This window comes from Erythrobacter sp. CCH5-A1 (assembly GCF_001557115.1).
GTDB lineage: Bacteria > Pseudomonadota > Alphaproteobacteria > Sphingomonadales > Sphingomonadaceae > Erythrobacter.
In genome coordinates this window covers 1-21,587 of record NZ_LSKQ01000047.1, presented here as the reverse complement: position 1 = coordinate 21,587, position 21,587 = coordinate 1, and the positions used below count along the sequence as shown (strand labels likewise).

Genomic DNA, 21,587 nt, shown 5'->3' with positions numbered 1-21,587 from the left:
GCCCGTGCCGACTTTCGAGCGGTGGAAACCGGCAGGGGAGTATCAGGCTACGCGCCCGCCTACTCCCCTGCCGGTTTCCACCGCTCGAAAGTCGGCACGGGCAGCGATGCGCTCCGCACCTTCTCGTAGACCGCGCCAGCCTTCAGCACATCGTGGTCCTGCCACTGGGCGCCCATGATGCTGAAGCCGATCGGCAGGCCTTCGACCCCGCCCATCGGCACGGTGATATGCGGATAGCCCGCGATCGCGGCGAGGTAGCCAGCGCCGATCCGCCCGTTGAAATTGTCGCCGTTGACGAGGTCGGTGCTCCATGCGGGCCCCTGAGTGGGCGCGACGAGGAAGGTCACCTTGTTGTCGGCCAGCAGCTTGTCGATCCCCTCGGCCCTGGTCAGGCGGCGCAGCGTCGCGAGGTTCTTCGCATAGGCCTCGGCATCGGTGGTGGTCAGTGCCTGCTCGAACAGGTCCTGGTTGAACCAGCGCATCTCCTCGGCGGCGTGCTCCTTGTTGAAGGCGACCACATCGGCGAGGCTGCGCGGGCCTGCAGTGCCGGGGCGGGTGCTCAGATACTTGTCCATCTCGACGCGCAGCTCGAACATGAGCACCGGGAGCGAGGCTTCCCACAGCGCGCCGGGCGCTTCGTATTCAACATCGACCAGCACCGCGCCCGCACGGGTGAGGTCGGCGAGCGCGGTCTCGAACAGTGCTTTCACGTCGGGGCGATCGCCCACCGCACCGCGCAGCACGCCGATGCGCACGCCCTTGAGCGAGGCGGTGTCGAGCCCGGCGGTGTAGTCGGTCACGCGCTTCGCCTCCAGCGTCACCGGGTCGGCCTGATCCGGCCCCGCGATGGCGGTGAGCAGCAGCGCGGCATCATACACCGTTTTCGTCATCGGCCCGGCGGTGTCCTGCGTGGAAGAGATCGGCACCACATGGGTGCGGCTGACGATCCCGACCGAGGGCTTGAAGCCGACGAGGCCGTTGATGCTCGCCGGGCAGGTGATCGAGCCGTTGGTCTCGGTCCCGATCGCGGCCCAGGCAAAGCCCGCCGCAATCGCCGCGCCGCTGCCGCTGGAGGAGCCGCAGGAATTGCGGTCGATGGCGTAGGGGTTCCTGGTCAGCCCGCCGACCCCGCTCCACCCGCTGGTCGAATTGTTCGAACGGATGTTGGCCCATTCGCTGAGGTTGGTCTTGCCCAGCACCACGCCGCCGTTCTTGCGCAGCAGTGCGATCATCGGCGCATCGCGGCCCGTGGCGTTGTCGGCGAGCGCGAGGCTGCCTGCGGTGGTCGGCCACTCGGCGGTCTCGACATTGTCCTTCACCAGCACGGTGCGGCCCTGAAGCTGCGTGCCGAGGACAGCCTCCGCCCCGGCCTTGGTCGCCGCATCGGCATCATAAACGATAACCGCATTCAGCTGCGGGCCCGCGTCATCGAGGGTGCGGATGGCCTCGATCTGCCGCTCGGCGTCAAAGGCGGCCGTCCGCGGCTCGTTGGCAAGCGCGGCAGAAGCGGTGGTGGCAAGGAGCAGGGTGAGGGCCGATCGGCCGAATGTGCGATAGGTCATGGCCTGCAGGTTTGCCACGAATGTCGCGCCGCTCAAGAGGCAAATCGCCCCAGCCTGTGCAGCGCCATCTTCCGGCAATTCACACGAACAAGGTAAACGCCCTTGAAATTGCCCCTGACACTCCGACATAGCCAATTCGTGAAGCAGCAAGGGCAAAGGCACCACATGATCGATCTGTTCGGCAACGCAGGCGAAACCTACGGCACGCAGGGGCAATTCACCCGCGATCCCCTGACCGGCGCGCTGGTGCCCGTGGTGGTCGAGCAGACCAGCCGGGGCGAGCGCAGCTTCGACATTTTCAGCCGCCTGCTGCGCGAACGCATCGTCTTCGTCACCGGCCAGGTGGAAGACGGCATGGCCTCGCTGATCGTCGCCCAGCTCCTGTTCCTCGAAAGCGAGAACCCCTCCAAGCCGATCAGCATGTACATCAACTCGCCGGGCGGCGTGGTGACCGCGGGCCTCGCGATCTTCGACACCATGCAATACATCAAGCCGCGCGTGTCGACCGTGTGCATCGGGCAGGCCGCGAGCATGGGCAGCTTCCTCCTCGCCGCGGGCGAGCCGGGCATGCGCATCGCGCTCCCCAATGCGCGGATCATGATCCACCAGCCTTCGGGCGGTGCGCGCGGGATGGCGTCGGACATCGAGATCCAGGCGCGCGAGATCCTGCGCATCCGCAGCCGCATGAACGATCTCTACGTCAAGTTCACCGGGCGCAGCCTCGAGGAAATCGAAAAGGCGATGGACCGCGACACCTTCCTCGAAGCCGAAGAAGCACGCGCCTTCGGCCTTGTCGACAAGGTGTTCGAGACCCGGCCAGATACCGAGGAAACCGGCTTGGAGGACGGTTCGGGCGGCGCGCCTGAATAAGGCGCCGCTCCCGACCTGCTCCGCTCCGGGACAGGCTGCCATCAGGCGTGGCTTTTCCGCGTCGGTTGGAGTGCAGCCCATATGGTAACACCACGAAATCGCGCACCATGTGTTGATTCATGGAGCGTGGGCGATACACTTGACGAATCCGCCCGGGGTGTTCCGGCACGCGCGAACGCGGATTCGAGGACACAGGAATGACAAAATTGAGCGGATCCGACAGCAAGAGCACCCTCTACTGCAGCTTCTGCGGGAAGTCGCAGCACGAGGTGCGCAAGCTTATCGCCGGCCCCACGGTGTTCATCTGCGATGAATGCGTCGAGCTGTGCAACGACATCATCCGCGAGGAAACCAAGGCAGGCATCGCCGGCAAGAAGGACGGCGAGATCCCCACGCCGATGGACATCTTCACCACCCTCAACGATTACGTGATCGGTCAGGACCGGGCGAAGCGCGTGCTCTCGGTCGCGGTGCACAACCACTACAAGCGGCTGAAGCACTCGGGCAAGGCCGGCGATGTCGAGCTCGCCAAGTCGAACATCCTGCTGGTCGGCCCGACCGGCTCGGGCAAGACCCTGCTCGCCCAGACGCTGGCGCGCACCTTCGACGTGCCCTTCACCATGGCCGATGCCACCACGCTGACCGAGGCGGGCTACGTGGGCGAGGATGTCGAGAACATCATCCTGAAGCTGCTCCAGGCGTCCGACTACAATGTCGAGAAGGCCCAGCACGGGATCGTCTACATCGACGAGATCGACAAGATCACCCGCAAGGCCGAAAACCCCTCGATCACCCGCGACGTTTCGGGCGAGGGCGTGCAGCAGGCGCTCCTGAAGCTGATGGAAGGCACCACCGCCAGCGTTCCGCCGCAGGGCGGGCGCAAGCATCCGCAGCAGGAATTCCTGCAGGTCGACACGACCAACATCCTGTTCATCTGCGGCGGGGCTTTCGCGGGCCTAGACAAGATCATCGCCGACCGCCTCCAGAAGCGTTCGATCGGCTTCGGCGCGCATGTCGCCGATCCGGACAAGCGCCGCGTGGGCGAACTGCTCGAGAAGTCCGAGCCCGAGGATCTCCTCAAGTTCGGCCTGATCCCCGAATTCGTCGGCCGCCTGCCGGTGATCGCCACGCTGCACGATCTCGACGTGCCGGCGCTGGTCACCATCCTGCAGGAGCCCAAGAACGCGCTGGTCAAGCAGTACAAGAAGCTGTTCGAGCTCGAGGATGTCGAACTGACCTTCACCGACGACGCCCTCCAGGCGATCGCCGAGCGCGCGATCAAGCGCAAGACCGGCGCGCGCGGGCTTCGCTCGATCGTCGAGGGCCTGCTGCTCGACACGATGTTCGATCTGCCCGACATGGAAGGCGTGACCGAAATCGTGATCGACGCCGACGTGGTCGCCGGCAAGAAGGACCCGATCCGGGTGCACGGCGGCGAGGCGGCGAAGAAGGAAGAAGCGGCCTGATGCTCCGCGGCGCGCTCGCCTTGGCGGCTGCGTGCATTACGGTTCAGGCTTCCGCCGATACGGTCAGACGTTGGCCTGACAAGCCGACGCCGCTCAGCTGCGACGTTGGCCCCGACAAGCGGATCATCGCTGGGAATGAGTGGCTCGTGTTCGCCTGCGACGACGGAGCGAGCATTGTCATCATCTCGGCCGAGGGAAACCCCGCCTCACCCTTCGTCTTCTCGTTCATTCAGGATTTGCTGGGCAAGCATCACCTGAGAGGCGAGGGCAATGGCGACAAGATTGGATCAAAGGCAGCCTTCGACGAGCTCAGCGCATGGAGCAGCGAAGACATTGAGCAGGCTCGCAATCGCGCAATAGCCGCGAAGGCTGCCGCAATGGGCGAGTCAACCAGCAGGTCTCGCTGACTGAACCTCCGCCAAAGAATACATAGAAAACCCCGCCCGGCCCAAGAGGAAGGCCGGACGGGGGGCGCAAGCAGGGCTGCCCCCCAAGGTTGGGGATGGGGAAGGCGGAAGGCAGCGCCTGCCTGTCAGGGCAATCAGGCGGGCAGGAACACCCCGTCGGTCACGTGGACCACGCCGTTCGACGTCTTGACGTCGGCCTGGGTCACGGCGGTGGCGCGGCCCTTTTCGTCGGTGATGACGATCTTGTCGCCCGCCAGCCGCGCGGTCAGCTCACCGCCCGCGAGGGTCTCGATCACCGCTTCGCCGTGGCCCTGCTTGATGAGCGCGACGAGATCGCGGCTCGTCACCTTTCCGGCGACTGCGTGGTAGGTGAGAATTTCGGTCAGCGTGCCCTTGTTGGCAGGCTTGACGAGATTGGCGACGGTGCCATCGGGGAGCTTCGCAAAGGCGGTGTCGGTCGGCGCGAAGACGGTGAAGGGGCCGGGGCTCGAGAGCGTGTCGACCAGCCCGGCAGCCTTCACGGCGGCGACCAGCGTGTTGTGGACCCCGGTGCTCATCGCGACCTCGACGATATTCGGCGCGGCAGACGCGGCGGCGCGCTGGGGGTGGGCAAGAACAGGGAGGGACGCAAACCCGGTGGTGGTGCCAATGGCAGCAGCGACGAGGGCGAGAGTGGCAAATTTCGACTTCATAAGATCATCTCCTTATTTGGTTGAACACAGTAGCAAGCCCTCCCGCTTGCATTTTTAGTTACGCGGAGTGTTCAGGGGCGGATGACGTCTGTGAAAATATTTTGTTCGAGGCCTGCGATTTCATAATGGAGGCAAAAGAAAACCCCGCCCGGCCCTGGAGGAAGGCCGGACGGGGTCGGAGAAGCGCTGGCCCGCGCGGGGTGGGGGAATGGGGAGCGCAGGCCCGCGCCGTAAGCTTGCGGCGGATCAGCCCGGCAGCGAGACGCTGTCGGTCACGTGGATCACGCCGTTGGACTGGAACACGTCGGCCTGAGTGACGGTCGCGGTGCCGCCCTTTGCGTCGGTCAGCACGACCTTGCCGCCGACCACCCGCGCGGTCAGGATGCCGCCACCCAGGGTCTTGAGTTCGGCCTTGCCGCCACCCTTCTTGATCAGTTCGATGAGCTCGCCCGCAGCAACCTTGCCCGGGACGACGTGGTAGGTGAGGATCGCGGTGAGGGTCGCCTTGTTCTCGGGCTTGACCAGCGTCTCGACCGTGCCGGCGGGCAGCTTGCCGAAGGCGGCGTTGGTCGGGGCGAAGACAGTGAAGGGGCCGGGGCCCGAGAGCGCTTCGACAAGGCCCGCGGCCTTGACCGCGGCGACCAGCGTGGTGTGATCGGCCGAATTGACGGCATTCTCGACGATGGTCTTGGTCGGATACATCGGCGCGCCGCCGACGGTGGGCACGTCCGCCTTCGTCTCCTTGTGGTGATCGGCCAGCGCCGGGGCGGCGGTGAAACCGGCAGTCGCAGCCAGCGCGGCGGCGAGCGCGATCAGAGTGTTCTTGGGGGTCACGTGGGGTTCTCCGTCGATAGGTGTCACGTTGGCAAGCAGGGGGCGCTTGCACGGTCAGCTACGGAGGACAGGGCGCGGCGGATGGAGCGCCTTGGTGATATTGCGGATGAATTGCCGTTTGCGCGCGCCGAAGCGATGCGGCTGTCAGACCCGGCTGAAAGCGCCCTTGGCGACCACCGGCCCGGCGTCCTTGCCCTCGGGCTTACCGCCGATCGGCTCGCGGGTGAGCACGAGGCTCGCCCCGTCACCCAGCTTGGCGACCGCCGCGGCCGGCAGCGTCATGCTGCGCACCGCACCGGGCTTGACCACGCCAAGCGATTGCAGCGCCGTGCCATCGGCGGGCACCAGCCACAGCTCGTGGTCGTGGACGCCGTCAGGGGTAAGGCCGATCGCGGCGACGACCATGCGTTCGCTCTCGGGGATGTAGGTGACATCGAGCCGGAGGCCGGTCTCGCCGATGGGAACGGTGGCGACCAGCGGGGCCGCGGCCGCAATCTGCGGAGGCTGCGGCGCGACAGGGCTTTGCGACGGCGTGAGCGCGACCCATGCCAGCAGCGCTGCAGCGGCGATCGAGGAGAAGCCGGCGACCCGCTGCCACAGCCGCACGCGGGCCTCGAGCGCCACGACATTCGAACCTGCCGCAACCTCGCCCGCCGGGGCACCCGCCGCCGCCTGCGCGGCCGCCACGCGTGCGGCGATGCCGTCCCACACATGCTCGCCCGGCTCTGCCCCCGGCATGGCGTCGGACAGCGGGGCGAACCAGCCGTCCCACCATTCCTTGCGCCAGGCGAAGGCCGGATCGGTCGCATATTTGCCGCGCGCGGCGAGCAGCTCCTCGCCCTCAAGCAGGCCCAATGCCCACTCGGCGGCGATCATCGGATCGTCGCGGGTCACTTCGGGAGTGTTCTCGTCCACGCCGCTCATGCCGCCTCGCTCGCTTCGAGACAGGCGCGCAGGCGCTGGAGGCCGCGGCGGATCCAGCTCTTCATCGTGCCGAGCGGCACATCGGCCCCCTCGGCGAGCTGGGCATAGGTCTTGCCTTCGAAGAAGGCCGCGCGGATATGGCCCTGCGTGCGCGCGTCCAGTGCGCCCAGGCACTTGTGGATCTGCGCGGTCTGCTCGGCATCGATCAGAAGCGCGTCGGCCAGCGGGTTTTCATCGGGGAGCGGCGCGGCTTCTTCGACCGGAACCGCCCCGCCGCGCACCTTGCCCGTGCGCAGCCGGTCGATCGCGCGGTTGCGCGCGAACGCCGCCAGCCACGCGATGGGGCTCGCGCGGGACGGGTCATAGCGGTCGGCCCGCTGCCAGAGATTGACATAGACGTCCTGCAAGGCGTCCTCGGCTTCCTTTCGATCTGCCAAGATACGCAAGCAAATGCCGAAGAGCTTCACCCGGGTGGCACGATAGATTTCCTCGAGCGCGGACTGATCCCCGGCAGCGAGCCGCGCCATCGCATCGCGCAGCGCCTCGCGCGCTTCGTCCGAGGAATGGCGGGGGCGCGCGGCCATCAGCAATCGGCTCCGCAGGGGTGCGCGCAAGGGTCATCGCCGGTCTCGATCTGGATCGTCGCGTGGGTAACGCCGAAGCGCGTCTCGAGGCTGGCGGCGACCGCGCCCAGGAAACTGTCGGTCGCGGGGCGGGCGGGCATGACGAGATGCGCGGTCAGCGCGATCTCGGTGGTCGACATGGGCCAGACGTGGAGATCGTGGACCGCGGCCACGCCCTCGAACCCGGCAAGATGCTGCCTGACCGCGCCAAGTTCGATCCCCGCAGGCGCGGCGAGCAGGCCCATCGCCACGGAATCGCGCGCAAGGCCCCAGGTGCCCCAGGCGATGACGCCGAGGATCACGATGCTCACCGCCGGATCGAGCCACGCCCAGCCGGTGAGGACAATCGCCAGCCCCGCCACCACCACACCGAGCGACACCAGCGCATCGGCCGCCATGTGGAGATAGGCGCCACGGATGTTGAGATCGCCCTGTCCCTTCATGAACAGGAAGGCCGTGAAGGCGTTGATCGCGATGCCGACGCCCGCCACCGCCGCCATGGCGAGGCCCTGCGGCTCGACGGGGTTCATGATCCGGTGCAGCGTCTCGAACAGGATCGCCCCGATCGCCACCGCCAGCAGCAGCGCATTGGCGAGGGCGGCGAGGATGGTCGAGCTCTTGTATCCATAGGTGAAGCGCCCCGAGGCGGGCTGCCTGGCGGCGATGCTTGCAATCCACGCGAGCGCGAGGGCGAGCACATCGGACAGATTGTGGCCCGCATCCGCGATCAGCGCCATCGAGCCGTAGATCAGCCCGGCCGAGGCCTCGAGCAGCACGAAGCCGGTGTTGAGCACGATTCCGATCAGGAAGGCGCGGCCGAAGTCGGCAGGGGCATGGGAATGGCCGCCATGACCATGGCCATGCGCGTGCCCGTGGGCATGATCATGGTGGTTATGGGCGTGCGTGTGAGCCATCGTCAGGTGCTTGTAGCCGCAAGCATGGCCCGCGTCACGCGCGACGATGATCGCCTTCTAATTACAGGACAAACCGTCGCCTAGTTGTAGACGCAGGCATCGAGCCCGTCGCGCCGGACGATCCCGATCCGCCGCTCGATCCGGTTGCCATGACGCGCGAGCCACCCGCCGGGCCCCTTGACCGCGCGCTTCTTGGGGCTGGGGAGGGCTGCGGCCATGCGGCTCGCCTCGTCGCGGCTGAGGCGCGCGGCGGAGTGGCCGAAATAGCGCTGCGATCCGGCCTCGGCGCCATAGGTGCCGATCCCGGTCTCGGCGACGTTGAGGTAGACCTCCATGATCCGCCGCTTGCCCCAGACAAGCTCGATCCAGAAGGTGAACCACGCCTCCAGCGCCTTTCGGAAATAGCCGCCGCCCTGCCACAGGAAGACGTTCTTGGCGGTCTGCTGGCTGATCGAAGAGCCGCCGCGGATCTTCCCGCCCTCCATGTTCTCGCGCATCGCCTGCTCGATCGCCTCGGTGTCGAAGCCCGAATGCTGGCAGAAGCGCTGGTCCTCCGAGGCGATCACCGCGCTCACCAGATTGCGGTCGATATTGTCGAGGCTCTCCCAGTCCTTGGTGATGCCGTTGCCATCCATGATCATGGTCGCGGTGACGGGCACGGGGAGCCACTTGAAGGCCACCACCAGCACCAGCGTCAGCACGATGAAGGCGGCGATGGCCTTGGCGGTGTAGCGAAGGATGAGGGAGACCATGGCCTTGGCTCTAGCGCAGCGCGGGGGACGAGGGAAGCATGGCCGCTTGCCTGCGCGGGCTACGGCAGGCAAGTTTGCGGTCAAATCACTGGGGAGAATGCACCATGCGCCTGTTCCACCTCGCCGCGAACGCGCTCGCGCTGGCCGCCGCCGCCTCGCCCGCATGGGCCGAGGATGTCGCCACCAAGCAGGCGATCGAGGCCGAATATGACAGCTACCTCGCCCCGCTGTTCCTCGACTTCCACCAGAACCCCGAACTGGGCTTCCGCGAAAACCGCACCGCGGCCAGGATGGCGGCCGAGCTGAAGGCGGCGGGCCTTGAGGTCACGACCGGCGTGGGCGGCACCGGGGTGGTGGGCATCCTCAGGAACGGCAAGGGGCCGACGATCCTGATCCGCGCCGACATGGACGGGCTGCCGGTCGAGGAGAAGACCGGCCTCGCCTATGCCTCGAAAGCGAAGCAGGTGGGCGAGGACGGGAAGGAATATCCCACCATGCACGCCTGCGGGCACGATACCCACATCACCGCGATGATCGCCACGGCGCGCAGGCTGGCGGCCACCAAGGGGCAGTGGAGCGGCACGCTGATGTTCGTCGTCCAGCCCGCCGAGGAAGGCGTGCGCGGGGCCAAGGCGATGATGGAGGACGGGCTCTACCAGCGCTTTGGCAAGCCCGACTATGCGCTCGCCTTCCATGTCGCCGCCGAATTGCCGACCGGCACGGTCTCGGCCGCCGAGGGCATCCAGTATTCGAGCTCGGACACGCTCGACGTGCGGGTGCCCGGTATCGGCACCCACGGTGCTTCGCCGCATCTCGGCAAGGACCCGGTCTACATTGCCTCGCAGATCGTGACCGCGCTGCAATCCATCGATTCGCGGGAGATTTCGCCCTTGAAGCCGGTGGTGGTGACGGTCGGCTCGATCCACGCCGGCACGACCTACAACATCATCCCGGACGAGGCGAACCTCAAGCTCACCGTGCGCGCCAATGACGAGGAGACGCGGGCCAAGGTGATCGCGCTGGTAGAGCGGATCGCGGTCAATATCGGCAAGGCGCACGGGCTGCCCGACAGCATGCCGGTGACGGTCAAGCATTTCTCCGGCACGCCCACCACGATCAACGACCCCGCGCTCGCCCGCCGCCTCAACGCGACCATGAAGCGCGCGCTGGGCGAGAGCGCGGTGGTGCCCTACGAACAGCAGAACATGGGTGCGGAGGACTTCACCTATTTCGTCGCGCCGGGGCTGGGTGTGCCGGGCTACTACTTCGCGGTCGGCGGCACCACGCCCGAGCGGATCGCGGCAGCCAAGGCGGGCGGACCGCCGATTGCCGGGCACCATTCCCCGCTGTTCCAGATCGCGCCGAGGGAGAGCATCACGGTCGGCGCACGGGCGATGGTCGCGGCGGTGATGGATCTGGCGGGGAAGAAGTAGTCATATGGGCACTGTAGAGAAAGAAGGGGCGCATGCCATGCCCCCGACGAAGATGTCGAAGTGGCAGTGCCCGGCCCGGGTTGCTGCCGTCACATTCCTGCTTGCGTCCTCCACCATGTCCGAAGCGGCGCTTGCCGAAGTCGGAGCGCCGCAGTTCGGATGGGTGGAGGGGGAGTGTCTCGTCCTCAAGGCGCCGCTCGATACGTTGCCGCGCAGGGTCTGGATTGCGCCAGCGAAGGCGGGCGCGGAGGCGATTGAAACCTACGTGATCGCGCCAATCGAGCCTGATGCGCCCGAATCGGCGCGCCTATGCAGACCACTCCAAACCGAGAACGCCATCATGAACCGCAGCGACGCGCATCGGTTCTACCGGCTGAGTCGCGCGCGCCCGTTCGAATATGCGGTCGCTGTCCTGACGCCTCCGGAGGGTGGGTACACCTATGGCGTGTGCTTCACTTACGAAGGTGTGCGCGCAACAGTGAGGCAGGACAAGCGAGTGATTTGGGAGGACACCTACTTTCTCAGCTATGACTTCGAACCGGATTGTCGCTGAAGTCCCACTAAAAAGGCCCCCGCACCGCAGTGGCGTGGGGGCCTTTCAGTGTTGATGGTTTAGACTTTACGCCATCCCGGGCAGCAGCCGCTCGCCCGCGATCCGCTGCATCGCCTTTTGGAGCTTCTCGAAGGCGCGCACCTCGATCTGGCGGATGCGTTCGCGGCTGACGTCGTAGGCCTGCGACAGCTCTTCGAGCGTCTGGGGCTTCTCGGTCAGGCGGCGTTCGGTGAGGATGTGGCGCTCGCGCTCGTTCAGGCTGCCCATCGCTTCGGACAGCATCTCCATGCGCATCTGCGCTTCCTGGCTCTCGGCGACGGTTTCGTCCTGCAGCGGGCGATCATCCGCCAGCCAGTCCTGCCATTCGCCCGAGCCTTCCTCGGCCCCGCGCAGGGAGACGTTGAGCGAGGCATCCCCGCCCATCATCATCCGGCGGTTCATGTTGACCACTTCGGCCTCGGGCACGCCGAGGTCGGTCGCGATCTTGGTGAGATCGTCGGGGCGCAGGTCGCTGTCCTCGTAGGCGTCGAGGTTCTTCTTCATCCGGCGCAGGTTGAAGAACAGCTTCTTCTGCGCCGCGGTGGTGCCCATCTTCACGAGGCTCCACGAACGCAGGATATATTCCTGGATCGAGGCCTTGATCCACCACATCGCGTAAGTCGCGAGGCGGAAGCCGCGATCGGGTTCGAACTTCTTGACGCCCTGCATCAGGCCGACATTGCCTTCCGAGATCAGGTCGGCGACGGGCAGGCCATAGCCGCGGTAACCCATCGCGATCTTCGCGACGAGCCGCAGGTGGCTGGAGACGAGCTGGGCGGCGGCTTCGGGGTCCTCGTGCTCCTGATAGCGCTTGGCGAGCATGTATTCCTGCTCGGCCGTGAGGACCGGAAACTTGCGGATTTCGGCGAGATAGCGGTTGAGGCTCTGCTCACCGCTCAGCGCCGGCATCGACGCGGCTTTTGACTTGGTCACTGGTTACCTAACCTTTCTGGTGTCGACCGCTTGGCGGGGACCCCTGATGGGCATCCGTCGCGCTGGGCCACGGGTTACGTTCATACGCGAATTTCGGTCAGATGTATGCGCGTTTCATCGATCACAACGGCTTAGTTCGTCGATCAGTTCCGCCATGTCTTGCGGCAGATTGCTCCGGAATAGGACCATTTCGCCGGTGAGCGGGTGCTGGAAGCCCAGTTCTGCCGCATGCAGCGCCTGACGGGCGAAACCGAGTCGCTCGAGAACGGGGCGAAGCTGTTTGGGTGTGCGGCCATAGGCAGGGTCTCCCAGTAGCGGATGGCCGATTGACGCACAGTGAACGCGCACCTGGTGCGTGCGCCCGGTTTCGAGCCGGCATTCGATCTGTGCGGCGTGATCGAGCCGCTGGACGACCTTGTAATGGGTGATCGCCGTTTTCCCGCGCGAGGAATTGTTGGGGAGCACCGTCATTTTCTTTCGGTCCGCGTCCGACCGGCCGATGCGCGCGTCGACCGTGCCCTCGGTAGGGGAGGGGTGCCCGGCGCACACCGCGATGTAGCGGCGGTGGACAGAGTGCGCGGCGAACTGCGCGGCCAGCCCTTCATGCGCGGCATCGGACTTGGCGATCACCAGCAGCCCGGAAGTATCCTTGTCGATCCGGTGGACGATCCCGGGCCGCGCGACCCCGTTGATGCCGCTGAGCTGGCCGCGGCAATGGTGCAGCAGCGCGTTGACCAGCGTGCCGGTGATATTGCCCACCGCCGGGTGGACGACCATCCCTGCAGGCTTGTCGACCACGACGAGATGCTGGTCCTCGAAGGCGATGGTGAGCGGGATATCCTCGGGGAGCGCGGCAGCGGGCATGGCGGCGGCAAGGATGATGCGGAACGGGGTATCGGCGGCGACCTTCATCGAGGCGGAGGTCGCCGTCTTGCCGCCAACATCGACGCGGCCCTCCTCGATCAACCCCTGCACCCGCGCGCGGCTGAGCCCGGTCGCCTCGGCCAGCGCCTTGTCGAGGCGCGCGGCGGCGGGGATCGTGCCGGTGATGATTTCGGTCTCGGACATGCTAAGGCCATGCGCGATGCGGATTGAAGTGACAAGCGAAGCCCTCAGCCAGATGCGCGCCCATGCCGCCGCGGCGCACCCGTGCGAGGCTTGCGGAATCCTGCTGGGGGAGGGCCAGCGCATCACGCAAGCCCGCCCTGCCGCCAACATCCACCCCTCGCCGCAAACCCATTTCGAAATCGACCCGCAGGCGCTGATCGATGCCCACCGCGCCGCGCGGGACGGGGGCGGGCCGCAGTTGATCGGCTACTACCACTCGCACCCGCACGGGCCCGCCGAGCCCTCCGCCACCGACCGCGCCTGCGCCAGCGGAGATGGCAAGGTCTGGGCGATCCTTGCAAGGGACGACACAAGGTTCTGGCAGGACGGCAAACTAGGGTTTGTCGCACTTCCCTTTACCATGATCGGCAGCTAGGAAAGCGCCCATGATTTCCCAGACCGATCTCGCCGCGATGCTGTGCTCGCGCCTGTGCCACGACATGCTCTCGCCGGTCGGCGCGCTCGCCAACGGGCTGGAGCTGCTCGCCGAGGAGAAGGACCCGCAGATGCGCGCGCAGGTGGTCGACCTGCTCGAGCAGTCGGCCAAGATCAGCACCGACAAGCTGAAGTTCTTCCGCCTCGCTTTCGGCGCCGCCGGGGGCTTCGGCGAGGCGATCCCGGTCGACGAGGCCAAGGCCGTGATCGACGCGCTGGCGGGCGATGCCAAGAAGGTCGAGGTCAACTGGGCGATTGCCGAGCCGAGCCTGCCCAAGCCCGCGGTCAAGGTGCTCTTGAACCTCGCGCAGATTGCGCTGGATGCACTGGTGCGCGGCGGCACGCTCGACATCGGGGCCGAGCGGCGCGACGGCGCGGTCGAGATCGTCGCCCGCGCGCGCGCCGAGCGCATCGCTTTCGACGAGACCATCGGCCGCGCGCTTCAGGGGGAGCTGGCCCCCAACGAAATCACCTCCCGCACCGCCGCCGCGCACATGATCGCGGTGCTCGCCGAGGAGATGGAGGGCGGCCTCCAGTACAAGCTCGGCGATGGCGCGCTGGTGCTCGGCGCGGTGCTGCCCGAGCCTGAAGGCATGATCGGCTAGGACAGCGGACGTGTCGGGGGGCACTGAAGACGAGCTGGTCCACCGCGAGGTGCTCTCGCCCAACCATGGCGAGCGGTCGCTGCCGATCAGCATGGTGGTCATCCACTACACCGAGATGAAGCCGGTCGAGGCGGCACTCGCGCGGATGTGCGATCCCGAGGCCAGCGTCAGCGCGCATTACTGCATCACGGAAGGTGGCGAGGTGATCCGCCTCGTGCCGGAAGACCGCCGCGCATGGCACGCGGGCGCGAGCTACTGGCGCGGCATTCCCGACGTGAACTCGGCGAGCATCGGGATCGAGCTCGACCATCCCGGCCACGCATTGGGCTACCGCGGGTTTGCCGAGGCGCAGATCGACGCGCTGATCCCGCTGCTCGGCCGACTCGTGAAGCAATACGACATCCCGCGCGCCAATGTCGTCGGCCACTCCGATGTCGCCCCGATGCGCAAGGTCGATCCGGGCGAGCTCTTCCCGTGGGACCGGCTGGCGCAGCACAAGCTGTGCCTGCCGCGGCCTGAGTGCCTCACGGCTGGCAACCCCTTCCACAACTGGGGCAGCTTCTTCCTCGCGCTCGAACGGTTCGGCTACGACATCACCGATCAGGCCAAGGCGGTCGAGGCCTTCGAGCGCCGCTGGCGGCCCGAACGCATCACAGGCATTCCCGATGGCGAGATCGCCGCGATCCTGTGGCAATTGCTGCTCGACCGCGATCAGGGGCGGACGCGCTAAATTTTGCAATCCTGTGACCGCGCGCCTATAGGCCGCCCGGTCAGGGGGCCTGAGGCAGCCGCGCTACGTGCGAGGAAAGTCCGGGCTCCACGAAACAAGGGTGGCGGGTAACGCCCGCCGGTCCTGCCTTCGGGCAGGGCAAGGGAAAGTGCCACAGAGAGCAAACCGCCGATGGCTTCTTCGGAAGCACAGGCAAGGGTGAAAGGGTGCGGCAAGAGCGCACCGGGGGGCCGGCAACGGCAACCGCATGGCAAACCCCACCCGGAGCAAGGCCGAATAGGGGTCTCGCGCCTTTCCGCAAGGAGGGCAGGCGTGTTTCGCGCCGAGAGACCCGGGTTGGCTGCTAGAGCCGCCGGGCAACCGACGGCCCAGATGAATGGCTGCCACCCCGGCGCTGGTCCGCAAGGATACCGTCCGGGGAGACAGAACCCGGCTTATGATGGCCCCCTGATATGAGGTTCGTAGTGCGCTCGCCCCGCCAAACGGGGGTTGGTGCGCGCCGTGCCTTTGCGTAATCTCCTGATCGGGAGGACTTGCCGCCAATGTTCACGCTCGCCGCTGCACTTGCCTTGGCCGCGCAGGAACCCGAGGTTCCGCCCCGAGAACTGGCCGAAGACCCGCCCGTGACCGACCTGTGCGCCATGCCCGGCGAGGATGCCGCCGCCGCCCGCGCCGGTTGGGCGATCATCGACGCGCGCGAGATGTACAACCCCTCGGACCTCGCCGACGCCCTGCGCACCGTCCCTGCGGGCAAGCGTGCGGTGGTGCGCGGCGGCAGCTTCAACGGCGCCGACATGCGCAAGGTCGCGCCGTTGCTCGCAGGCGCCTGCCTCGTCGAGACCGAGCTCGAAGGCACCAACTGGGAAGGCACCGCCATTCCGAATCTGCGGATGGTGCGCATCGCCTTCACCGCCGCCAAGGCCGCCCGCGCGCGCTGGCCGGGGCTGTCGACTTATGGCGTCGATCTGGCCGGCTCCGACTTTACCGGCGCGGATCTTGCGGGGCTGCGCTTCGTTCCGGCTTGGCAGGGCGCGGATTTCGGCGAGGTCAGCTTCCGCGCCGCCAACCTGACGGGCGCAAGCTTCGCCTGCGGGGTCACCGTCGATGTGTGGTGCATCAATTTCGGGCCGGACTTCGCCGGCGCCGACCTGACCCGCGCCGATCTCAGCAGCATCGGGGTGGGGGGTGACGGGGCTGCGGGCGCGCGGATCGACGGGACGATTGTCGCCCCGGATTCGCTCGCCGCGCTGGCCGCCGCGCGGATCGAGGGCCCGGTGCGGCTGGCGGAGACCGTCACCTCGCCATACGCCTATATCGCCGACGAATTCCCTCCCCATGCGCCGACCATCGCCATTCTGACGCCGGAGGAAGCGCGCGTCCTGATCTCAGCCACCCGCTCGCTGGCGGAGGCCGAAGACCGTCCGAGCTTCGATTGCACCAAGGCCACCACGCCGATCGAAAAGACCCTCTGCGGCGAATACGAGAGCGCATTGCGCAGCCTCGACCGCGATTTGGCCGAGGCCTGGGCGGCGGCGCGCGCGGCGGGGAAGGGCGACCTTGCTGCCCAGCGCCGCTGGCTTGCCTCGCGTGACAAGTGCGGCGGCGACCGCACCTGCCTCGCCGACCTCTATCAGGCGCGCATCGCGGTGCTGCGCGGGCAGCTGGGCCCTGGCATCGCGCTGAAGCCGGGCGAGAAGGTGATCTATGAGGGCGACGCCCTCCCACTCCCCGATGCGATGCGGCGGGGCGCGCTTTACGAGCGCATCCTGCCGGTGCTGCGCGAGGCGAGCGGGCAGGAGATCACGCTCACCGGAAACCCCGACGGCAGCATCGCTGCCGAGGGCTCCGCGGTGCGTGCCAATGCCCATACCTGCGAGCTGGGCGCGCCCGTCACCCGCTTCGACCCCAGGACCGGCTGGTGGAGCGCGAAGAACGACGCGGGCGTCACCGTCCCGCTGTTCCGCATCGAGGGCCGGCGGATCGTGCTGCGCTACAGCGGCAATTCCGGCAACACGCCCGAAGAAGCGGGGGACTTCATCACCTGCGGTGTGCGGGCCTATTTCGAGGACGGGATCGATCTGGAGCCGCGACCGAGGACAAGGCCCCTGCGTTGAACTTCCCTCTCCTTGGGGAGGGGGCGGGGGTGGGGGCTATGCCCTATCGACTGCATAACCCCCAACCCCTTCCCCAGGGGGAAGTGGCTTTTACGCTCTGCCCACGCTCGTGTAGGCAAACCCCGCCGCGCGCATGTCCTCGGGCTTGTAGACGTTCCTGAGGTCGACCATCACCGGGGCGTTGGCGAGTTCCTTCACCCGCTTCAGGTCGAGCGCGCGGAAGGCGTCCCATTCGGTGACGATCACCACCACGTCGGCGCCTTCGATGGCGGCATAGGCGCTCTCGCACATGGTGACATCGGGGAGCAGCGGGCGGGCCTGCTCCATGCCTTCGGGGTCGTAGGCCGCGACGGCCACGCCCGCGTCCATCAACGTCTGCGCGACGGCGATCGCCGGGCTGTCGCGCATGTCGTCGGTATTGGGCTTGAAGGTCAGGCCGAGCAGCGCCGCCTTCTTCCCGCGCGCCGCCTCCATGCCGCCGAGCGCATCGACCACCTTGCGGCCCATCGCGCGCTTGCGGCTGTCGTTGACCTTGACCACCGCCTCGACGATCCGCGTGGGGCTGTCGTAATCCTCGGCGGTCTTGAGCAGCGCGAGCGTGTCCTTGGGGAAGCAGCTGCCGCCATAGCCGGGCCCGGCGTGCAGGAACTTGGCGCCGATGCGGCCGTCCATCCCGATCCCGCGGCTGACGTCCTGCACGTTGGCGCCGACCTTCTCGCACAGGTCCGCCATCTCGTTGATGAAGGTGATCTTGGTCGCGAGGAAGGCGTTGGCGGCGTATTTGATGAGCTCGCTGGTGCGGCGGCTGGTGAACAGGATCGGCGATTCATTGAGGAACAGCGGGCGATAGACCTCGCGCATCACCTCGCGGCCGAATTCGTCCTCGGCGCCGATGACGATGCGGTCAGGGCGCTTGAAATCGCCGATCGCCGCGCCTTCGCGCAGGAATTCGGGGTTGGAGACGACCGCGAACTTGTGTGCAGTCCCGGTCTCGCGGATGATCCGCTCGACCTCGTCGCCGGTGCCCACCGGCACGGTGGACTTGGTGACGACCACCGCGTCATTGGCGAGCTTCTCGCCGATCTCGCGCGCGACCTCGTAGACGAAGGTGAGGTCGGCATGGCCATCGCCGCGGCGGCTCGGGGTGCCGACCGCGATGAAGATCGCATCGGCGCCGGAAATGCCTTCGCCCAGCGACGTGGTGAAGCTGAGGCGGCCGGCCTTGACGTTGCTTTCGACCAGCGCATCGAGGCCGGGCTCGTAGATCGGCATGATCCCGGCGTGCAGGCGGTCGATCTTGCCCTGGTCCTTGTCGATGCAAACCACATCGTGGCCGAAATCGGCAAAGCACGCCCCCGAAACGAGCCCGACATAGCCCGATCCCACCATCGCAATCTTCATGAACTAGCTGCCCTCACGAGAATCTGCGCCGACTGGCGCGCCGTTTGCCGCCCCGGCAGCCCGGACCCTGCGACAGGGCTTACTGCGCACGGTCCCCATGGAACACCTGCGCTGTCCCGTCATCCGCGATCCGGGCCTGCAGGATGCGCCGCTGGTCGCCCTCGAGCACGAGCGCTGTAAGCACACCGGAACGGAAAGCGCCAGTGTCTATTCCGATGCGGTTTCCGCAATCCATCACCCGGTCGAAGATCGTGTGCCCGTGGACCACGACCTTCTCAAGCGGGCCTTCATGGCGCAGGAAACGCTCGCGGATCCAGAGCAGATCGCTGCGGGTCTGCTCGGCCAGCGGGCGAGAGGGATCGACGCCGGCATGGACGAAGACATAGTCGCCCGCGCGGATCATCGTCTCGAAGCCGGCGATGTAGTCGCGGGTCGACTGGCCGACGATCTGCGGAAGCGCCTCGAACAGATCCTCGAGCGGCAGTTCGGCGAGCTGACGGGTGGTGAATCCGTAGCTCAGCAGGGTCTCGAACCCACCATGCTTGATGAAATGGCGCAGCGCCTCCGGCTTCTGGAACGCGGCGAGGAACATTTCCTCGTGATTGCCTGCCAGCACCCGGACCTTGCGGGTCTGCTGCCAGCGGCGCGTGCGTTCGACCACGCCCGCGCTATCCGGGCCGCGGTCGACCAGGTCGCCAAGGAGCACGATGCGACAGTCGAAGCCGGGCGCGCGCGCGATCTCGTCCTCGATCGCCGCAATCATGGCCTCGTAGAGATCGAGCCTGCCGTGGATGTCACCGATCGCGTAGTAGCGCCGGCCATCGGGTACCGTCGGCATTCGGGGCGGGGGCTGGGGTGTGAAGAAATCGCGCAGAAGGTCTAGCATGGCCCGTTTGTGTTCCGGCTGGTGCGACCCGGCCAACGCCGCGAGGTCGGGCATTGCGTGCCGTGCCTCGCTGATTGGGGGTCGCGATAACTTGCGCAACGCAAAGGCGCAACCAACCCTCTGCGGGGCGCGACAGAAGGTGCGAATTTGTCGGCAAGCGGTATCCCGCCGGTCGCTAATCGAGCGTGAAGCTCACTGTCGTGACCACCCGAACCTTCTTGTACGGGCTGTCGGCCGATCCCCAACCGCCGGCATCGCCGTCGCGTGCCTCGATCTCGAAATAGCCCTGGGTCGCATCGCGGATCTTGCCCACGCCCGAATTGGAATCCTTGGCGAATTGCTGCGCGGCGGCGCGCGCGTCCTTGGTGGCGGCGGCCACCATCTCGGGCTTGATGGCGTTGAGCTTGGTGAAGGTGTAGGCCATCCCCGAGCCTTCCTCGAGAAACACCCCGCGCCCGACCAGATCGAACTGGCGCGCGACGGCCTTCTGCGCGCGCGTGATGTCGGTAGTGCGCAGCGCAAGCCGCTGGCGCACGGTGTAGGTGGTGTTGCCGCTGAGGTCGGTCGAGCTGTTGACGTTCGCGCCGGTCGGTTGCAGCGCCTCGGCGGGAAAGCCGAGCTCCTTGAAGAAGGCCTCGATGCTCTGCGTGTCGCCGCGCACCTTGGCTTGCGCCTCGGCAAGGCTGGTCGAGGACGCCGAGTAGGAAATCGTCCAGGTGGCGAGATCGGCGGTGACATCGCGCTCGGCAAGGCCCCGGACGGTGACCGCGCGCTCGGCATCCTTGGCGCGCAGCAGCCCGTCGCCGAGCAGGTATCCGCCCGCGATCATGCCGACCGCGAGGATCGCCGCCGTGCCGAACCAGCGCAGGCTGGCAGGCGCTGTCAGGGCACTGGTCGTCGTATTCGCCGGTTGCATGTCTTCGCCGCTCATCGCATTGTCCCCCACAAGAGTTGGTGCGACGAGTTGTGCATCATCGTCGATGAACCGTTTTTGAATGGAATGAGCCATGGTGAAATATCTTCACTCGATGATCCGTGTCGCCGACCCCGAGGCGACGGTCGCCTTCTTCAAGCTGATCGGCCTCGAGGAGGTGCGCCGCTTCGACAGCGAGGCCGGGCGTTTCACGCTGATCTTCCTCGCCGCGCCCGGCCAGGCCGGGGTGGCCGAGGTCGAGCTGACCTACAACTGGCCGCCCGAGGACGGCAGCCCCGCGGAAGAATATACCGGCGGGCGAAATTTCGGGCACCTCGCCTACCGTGTCGCCAATGTCTACGAGACCTGCCAGCGTCTGCTGGACGCCGGTCATACCATCCACCGCCCCCCGCGCGACGGGCACATGGCCTTCGTCAAATCGCCCGACGGCATCTCGATCGAGCTGCTTCAGGAAGGCCATCTCGAACCGGCCGAGCCTTGGGCAAGCATGCCCAATACCGGCACGTGGTAACTTGGCGACTTTATACAAGTTACGAAATTACATCGATTTAAACCATCAAAATTGCTTGGCGCTGTTGCAATAGACCCCCTGTCAAGGTAAGTTAACACCTTGATTGGGGAAGGGGGTCGCCTTGTCCATTGCCGAGCCTGGTCTGTGGCAGGGGCTCGCCCTGCTGCAGCATGAATTGCTGCTGTTCGCCGGGGTATTCTTCCTCGTCGGCGCGCTTGACGATCTGGCGATCGATGCCGCGTGGCTGTGGCTGAGGGCGCGCGGCCGGGCGGTCACGGGGCGGTGCAACCGGGCGAGCCTCGTCCGCCGCAACCTCGCCGGGCCCGTCGCCGTGCTGATCCCCGCCTGGCGCGAGGCGGCGGTGATCGGCCAGACCATCAGGCACCTGCTCGGCACCTGGCCCCAGGCAAGCCTGCGCCTCTACGTCGGCTGCTACTGCAACGATCCCGACACCATCGGCGCCGTGATCGCGGCCGCGCGCGGCGATCCGCGCCTCAGGCTGGTGATCCACGGGCGCGAGGGGCCGACCACCAAGGCCGATTGCCTCAACCGCCTCCATGCCGCACTTACCCTCGACGAGGAGCGCAGCCGGCAGCGCTTTGCCATGCTGGTGTTCCACGATGCCGAGGACATGGTCGATCCCGGCGCGCTCGGCCTGCTGGACGAGACCATCGCCGGCGGCGCGGATTTCGTGCAGCTGCCGGTCGAGCCGCTGGTGCCGCGCCACCGGCCCTGGCTCGCGCGGCATATCGGCGCGCATTACTGCGAGGAATTCGCCGAGGCCCACGGCAAGGCGATGGTGGTGCGCGATGCGCTGGGGGCGGGGCTGCCGGGGGCCTCGGCGAATTCCTCGCAGTAATGC

Annotated in this window: 23 protein-coding genes and 1 other RNA gene; 12 read left to right on the top strand and 12 right to left on the bottom strand. The window is 66.9% G+C overall.

What is annotated here, in order from left to right; translation table 11 throughout:
- Nucleotides 1-59: 59 nt before the first annotated feature.
- Nucleotides 60-1,562 carry an amidase gene (locus AX708_RS02420; RefSeq protein WP_066529000.1) on the bottom strand — a complete coding sequence of 501 codons (1,503 nt, stop codon included), beginning with the start codon at nt 1,560-1,562 and terminating at the stop codon, nt 60-62.
- 165 nt (nt 1,563-1,727) lie between these two features.
- Between AX708_RS02420 and clpP the strand changes: the two genes are divergently transcribed.
- From clpP to AX708_RS02405, 3 genes are all read left to right on the top strand, one after another.
- On the top strand, nt 1,728-2,432 hold the full coding sequence (gene clpP / locus AX708_RS02415; RefSeq protein WP_066528988.1) for an ATP-dependent Clp endopeptidase proteolytic subunit ClpP: 705 nt from the start codon (nt 1,728-1,730) through the stop codon (nt 2,430-2,432).
- Nucleotides 2,433-2,629: 197 nt separating this feature from the next.
- Nucleotides 2,630-3,898 (top strand): ATP-dependent Clp protease ATP-binding subunit ClpX, encoded by a 1,269-nt coding sequence (gene clpX / locus AX708_RS02410; RefSeq protein WP_066528987.1) that lies wholly within the window; start codon nt 2,630-2,632, stop codon nt 3,896-3,898.
- On the top strand, nt 3,898-4,305 hold the full coding sequence (locus AX708_RS02405; RefSeq protein ID WP_066528986.1) for a hypothetical protein: 408 nt from the start codon (nt 3,898-3,900) through the stop codon (nt 4,303-4,305). The genes clpX and AX708_RS02405 overlap by 1 nt, the downstream gene beginning before the upstream one ends.
- A 134-nt stretch (nt 4,306-4,439) precedes the next feature.
- Here AX708_RS02405 and AX708_RS02400 read toward each other — a convergent pair whose 3' ends face one another.
- The 6 genes from AX708_RS02400 to mtgA form a co-directional block, all read right to left on the bottom strand.
- Nucleotides 4,440-4,997, bottom strand: a complete 558-nt coding sequence (locus AX708_RS02400) for a fasciclin domain-containing protein (protein WP_066528985.1) — start codon at nt 4,995-4,997, stop codon at nt 4,440-4,442.
- Nucleotides 4,998-5,243: 246 nt separating this feature from the next.
- Entirely contained in the window at nt 5,244-5,831 is a 588-nt protein-coding gene (locus tag AX708_RS02395; RefSeq protein ID WP_318254640.1) for a fasciclin domain-containing protein, read from the bottom strand.
- Nucleotides 5,832-5,975: 144 nt separating this feature from the next.
- Complete coding sequence (locus AX708_RS02390) at nt 5,976-6,755, bottom strand: anti-sigma factor domain-containing protein (RefSeq protein WP_066528983.1); 780 nt, start codon at nt 6,753-6,755, stop codon at nt 5,976-5,978.
- Nucleotides 6,752-7,339, bottom strand: a complete 588-nt coding sequence (locus AX708_RS02385) for a sigma-70 family RNA polymerase sigma factor (RefSeq protein WP_066528981.1) — start codon at nt 7,337-7,339, stop codon at nt 6,752-6,754. Before AX708_RS02385 ends, AX708_RS02390 begins: the two co-directional genes overlap by 4 nt.
- The gene (locus AX708_RS02380; protein ID WP_067489450.1) at nt 7,339-8,292 is read right to left on the bottom strand and encodes a cation diffusion facilitator family transporter; all 954 of its coding nucleotides are present in this window, start codon (nt 8,290-8,292) and stop codon (nt 7,339-7,341) included. Before AX708_RS02380 ends, AX708_RS02385 begins: the two co-directional genes overlap by 1 nt.
- 80 nt (nt 8,293-8,372) lie before the next feature.
- Nucleotides 8,373-9,044 (bottom strand): monofunctional biosynthetic peptidoglycan transglycosylase, encoded by a 672-nt coding sequence (gene mtgA / locus AX708_RS02375; protein ID WP_066528978.1) that lies wholly within the window; start codon nt 9,042-9,044, stop codon nt 8,373-8,375.
- Nucleotides 9,045-9,148: 104 nt separating this feature from the next.
- Here mtgA and AX708_RS02370 point away from each other — a divergent pair, with 104 nt between their 5' ends.
- Together AX708_RS02370 and AX708_RS02365 are read left to right on the top strand one after the other, a co-directional pair.
- Nucleotides 9,149-10,477 carry an amidohydrolase gene (locus AX708_RS02370; protein WP_066528974.1) on the top strand — a complete coding sequence of 443 codons (1,329 nt, stop codon included), beginning with the start codon at nt 9,149-9,151 and terminating at the stop codon, nt 10,475-10,477.
- A gap of 4 nt (nt 10,478-10,481) precedes the next feature.
- Nucleotides 10,482-11,030, top strand: a complete 549-nt coding sequence (locus tag AX708_RS02365; protein WP_156443375.1) for a hypothetical protein — start codon at nt 10,482-10,484, stop codon at nt 11,028-11,030.
- Between the two features lie 66 nt (nt 11,031-11,096).
- On the opposite strand, the gene rpoH is transcribed toward AX708_RS02365, so the two are convergent.
- Nucleotides 11,097-11,978 carry an RNA polymerase sigma factor RpoH gene (rpoH, locus tag AX708_RS02360; RefSeq protein WP_066528971.1) on the bottom strand — a complete coding sequence of 294 codons (882 nt, stop codon included), beginning with the start codon at nt 11,976-11,978 and terminating at the stop codon, nt 11,097-11,099.
- Between the two features lie 138 nt (nt 11,979-12,116).
- Entirely contained in the window at nt 12,117-13,070 is a 954-nt protein-coding gene (locus AX708_RS02355; protein ID WP_066528970.1) for an RluA family pseudouridine synthase, read from the bottom strand.
- Nucleotides 13,071-13,098: 28 nt separating this feature from the next.
- Between AX708_RS02355 and AX708_RS02350 the strand changes: the two genes are divergently transcribed.
- The 5 genes from AX708_RS02350 (at nt 13,099) to AX708_RS02330 (ending at nt 16,993) form a co-directional block, all read left to right on the top strand.
- A complete protein-coding gene (locus tag AX708_RS02350) occupies nt 13,099-13,485 on the top strand; it encodes a M67 family metallopeptidase (RefSeq protein ID WP_197426037.1) in 387 nt (128 codons plus the stop codon).
- 10 nt (nt 13,486-13,495) lie between these two features.
- Complete coding sequence (locus AX708_RS02345) at nt 13,496-14,149, top strand: histidine phosphotransferase family protein (protein WP_066528966.1); 654 nt, start codon at nt 13,496-13,498, stop codon at nt 14,147-14,149.
- A 91-nt stretch (nt 14,150-14,240) separates the two neighbouring features.
- Nucleotides 14,241-14,879: an N-acetylmuramoyl-L-alanine amidase gene (locus tag AX708_RS02340; protein ID WP_082745541.1), complete on the top strand. Its 639-nt coding sequence runs from the start codon at nt 14,241-14,243 to the stop codon at nt 14,877-14,879.
- A 42-nt stretch (nt 14,880-14,921) separates the two neighbouring features.
- Nucleotides 14,922-15,332: RNase P RNA component class A (gene rnpB / locus AX708_RS02335), an RNA gene on the top strand.
- A gap of 89 nt (nt 15,333-15,421) precedes the next feature.
- Nucleotides 15,422-16,993 carry a hypothetical protein gene (locus AX708_RS02330; protein WP_066528964.1) on the top strand — a complete coding sequence of 524 codons (1,572 nt, stop codon included), beginning with the start codon at nt 15,422-15,424 and terminating at the stop codon, nt 16,991-16,993.
- Between the two features lie 90 nt (nt 16,994-17,083).
- On the opposite strand, the gene AX708_RS02325 is transcribed toward AX708_RS02330, so the two are convergent.
- From AX708_RS02325 to AX708_RS02315, 3 genes are all read right to left on the bottom strand, one after another.
- On the bottom strand, nt 17,084-18,394 hold the full coding sequence (locus AX708_RS02325) for a UDP-glucose/GDP-mannose dehydrogenase family protein (RefSeq protein ID WP_066528956.1): 1,311 nt from the start codon (nt 18,392-18,394) through the stop codon (nt 17,084-17,086).
- Nucleotides 18,395-18,473: 79 nt separating this feature from the next.
- Nucleotides 18,474-19,232 (bottom strand): metallophosphoesterase family protein, encoded by a 759-nt coding sequence (locus tag AX708_RS02320; RefSeq protein WP_197426036.1) that lies wholly within the window; start codon nt 19,230-19,232, stop codon nt 18,474-18,476.
- Between the two features lie 223 nt (nt 19,233-19,455).
- Complete coding sequence (locus AX708_RS02315) at nt 19,456-20,196, bottom strand: SIMPL domain-containing protein (protein WP_066528993.1); 741 nt, start codon at nt 20,194-20,196, stop codon at nt 19,456-19,458.
- 91 nt (nt 20,197-20,287) lie between these two features.
- On the opposite strand from AX708_RS02315, the gene AX708_RS02310 reads away from it, so the two are divergent.
- Both AX708_RS02310 and AX708_RS02305 read left to right on the top strand, forming a co-directional pair.
- Nucleotides 20,288-20,725 carry a VOC family protein gene (locus tag AX708_RS02310; protein WP_066528952.1) on the top strand — a complete coding sequence of 146 codons (438 nt, stop codon included), beginning with the start codon at nt 20,288-20,290 and terminating at the stop codon, nt 20,723-20,725.
- Nucleotides 20,726-20,846: 121 nt separating this feature from the next.
- On the top strand, nt 20,847-21,584 hold the full coding sequence (locus AX708_RS02305; protein WP_067489447.1) for a glycosyltransferase: 738 nt from the start codon (nt 20,847-20,849) through the stop codon (nt 21,582-21,584).
- The last annotated feature ends 3 nt before the right edge of the window (nt 21,585-21,587 follow it).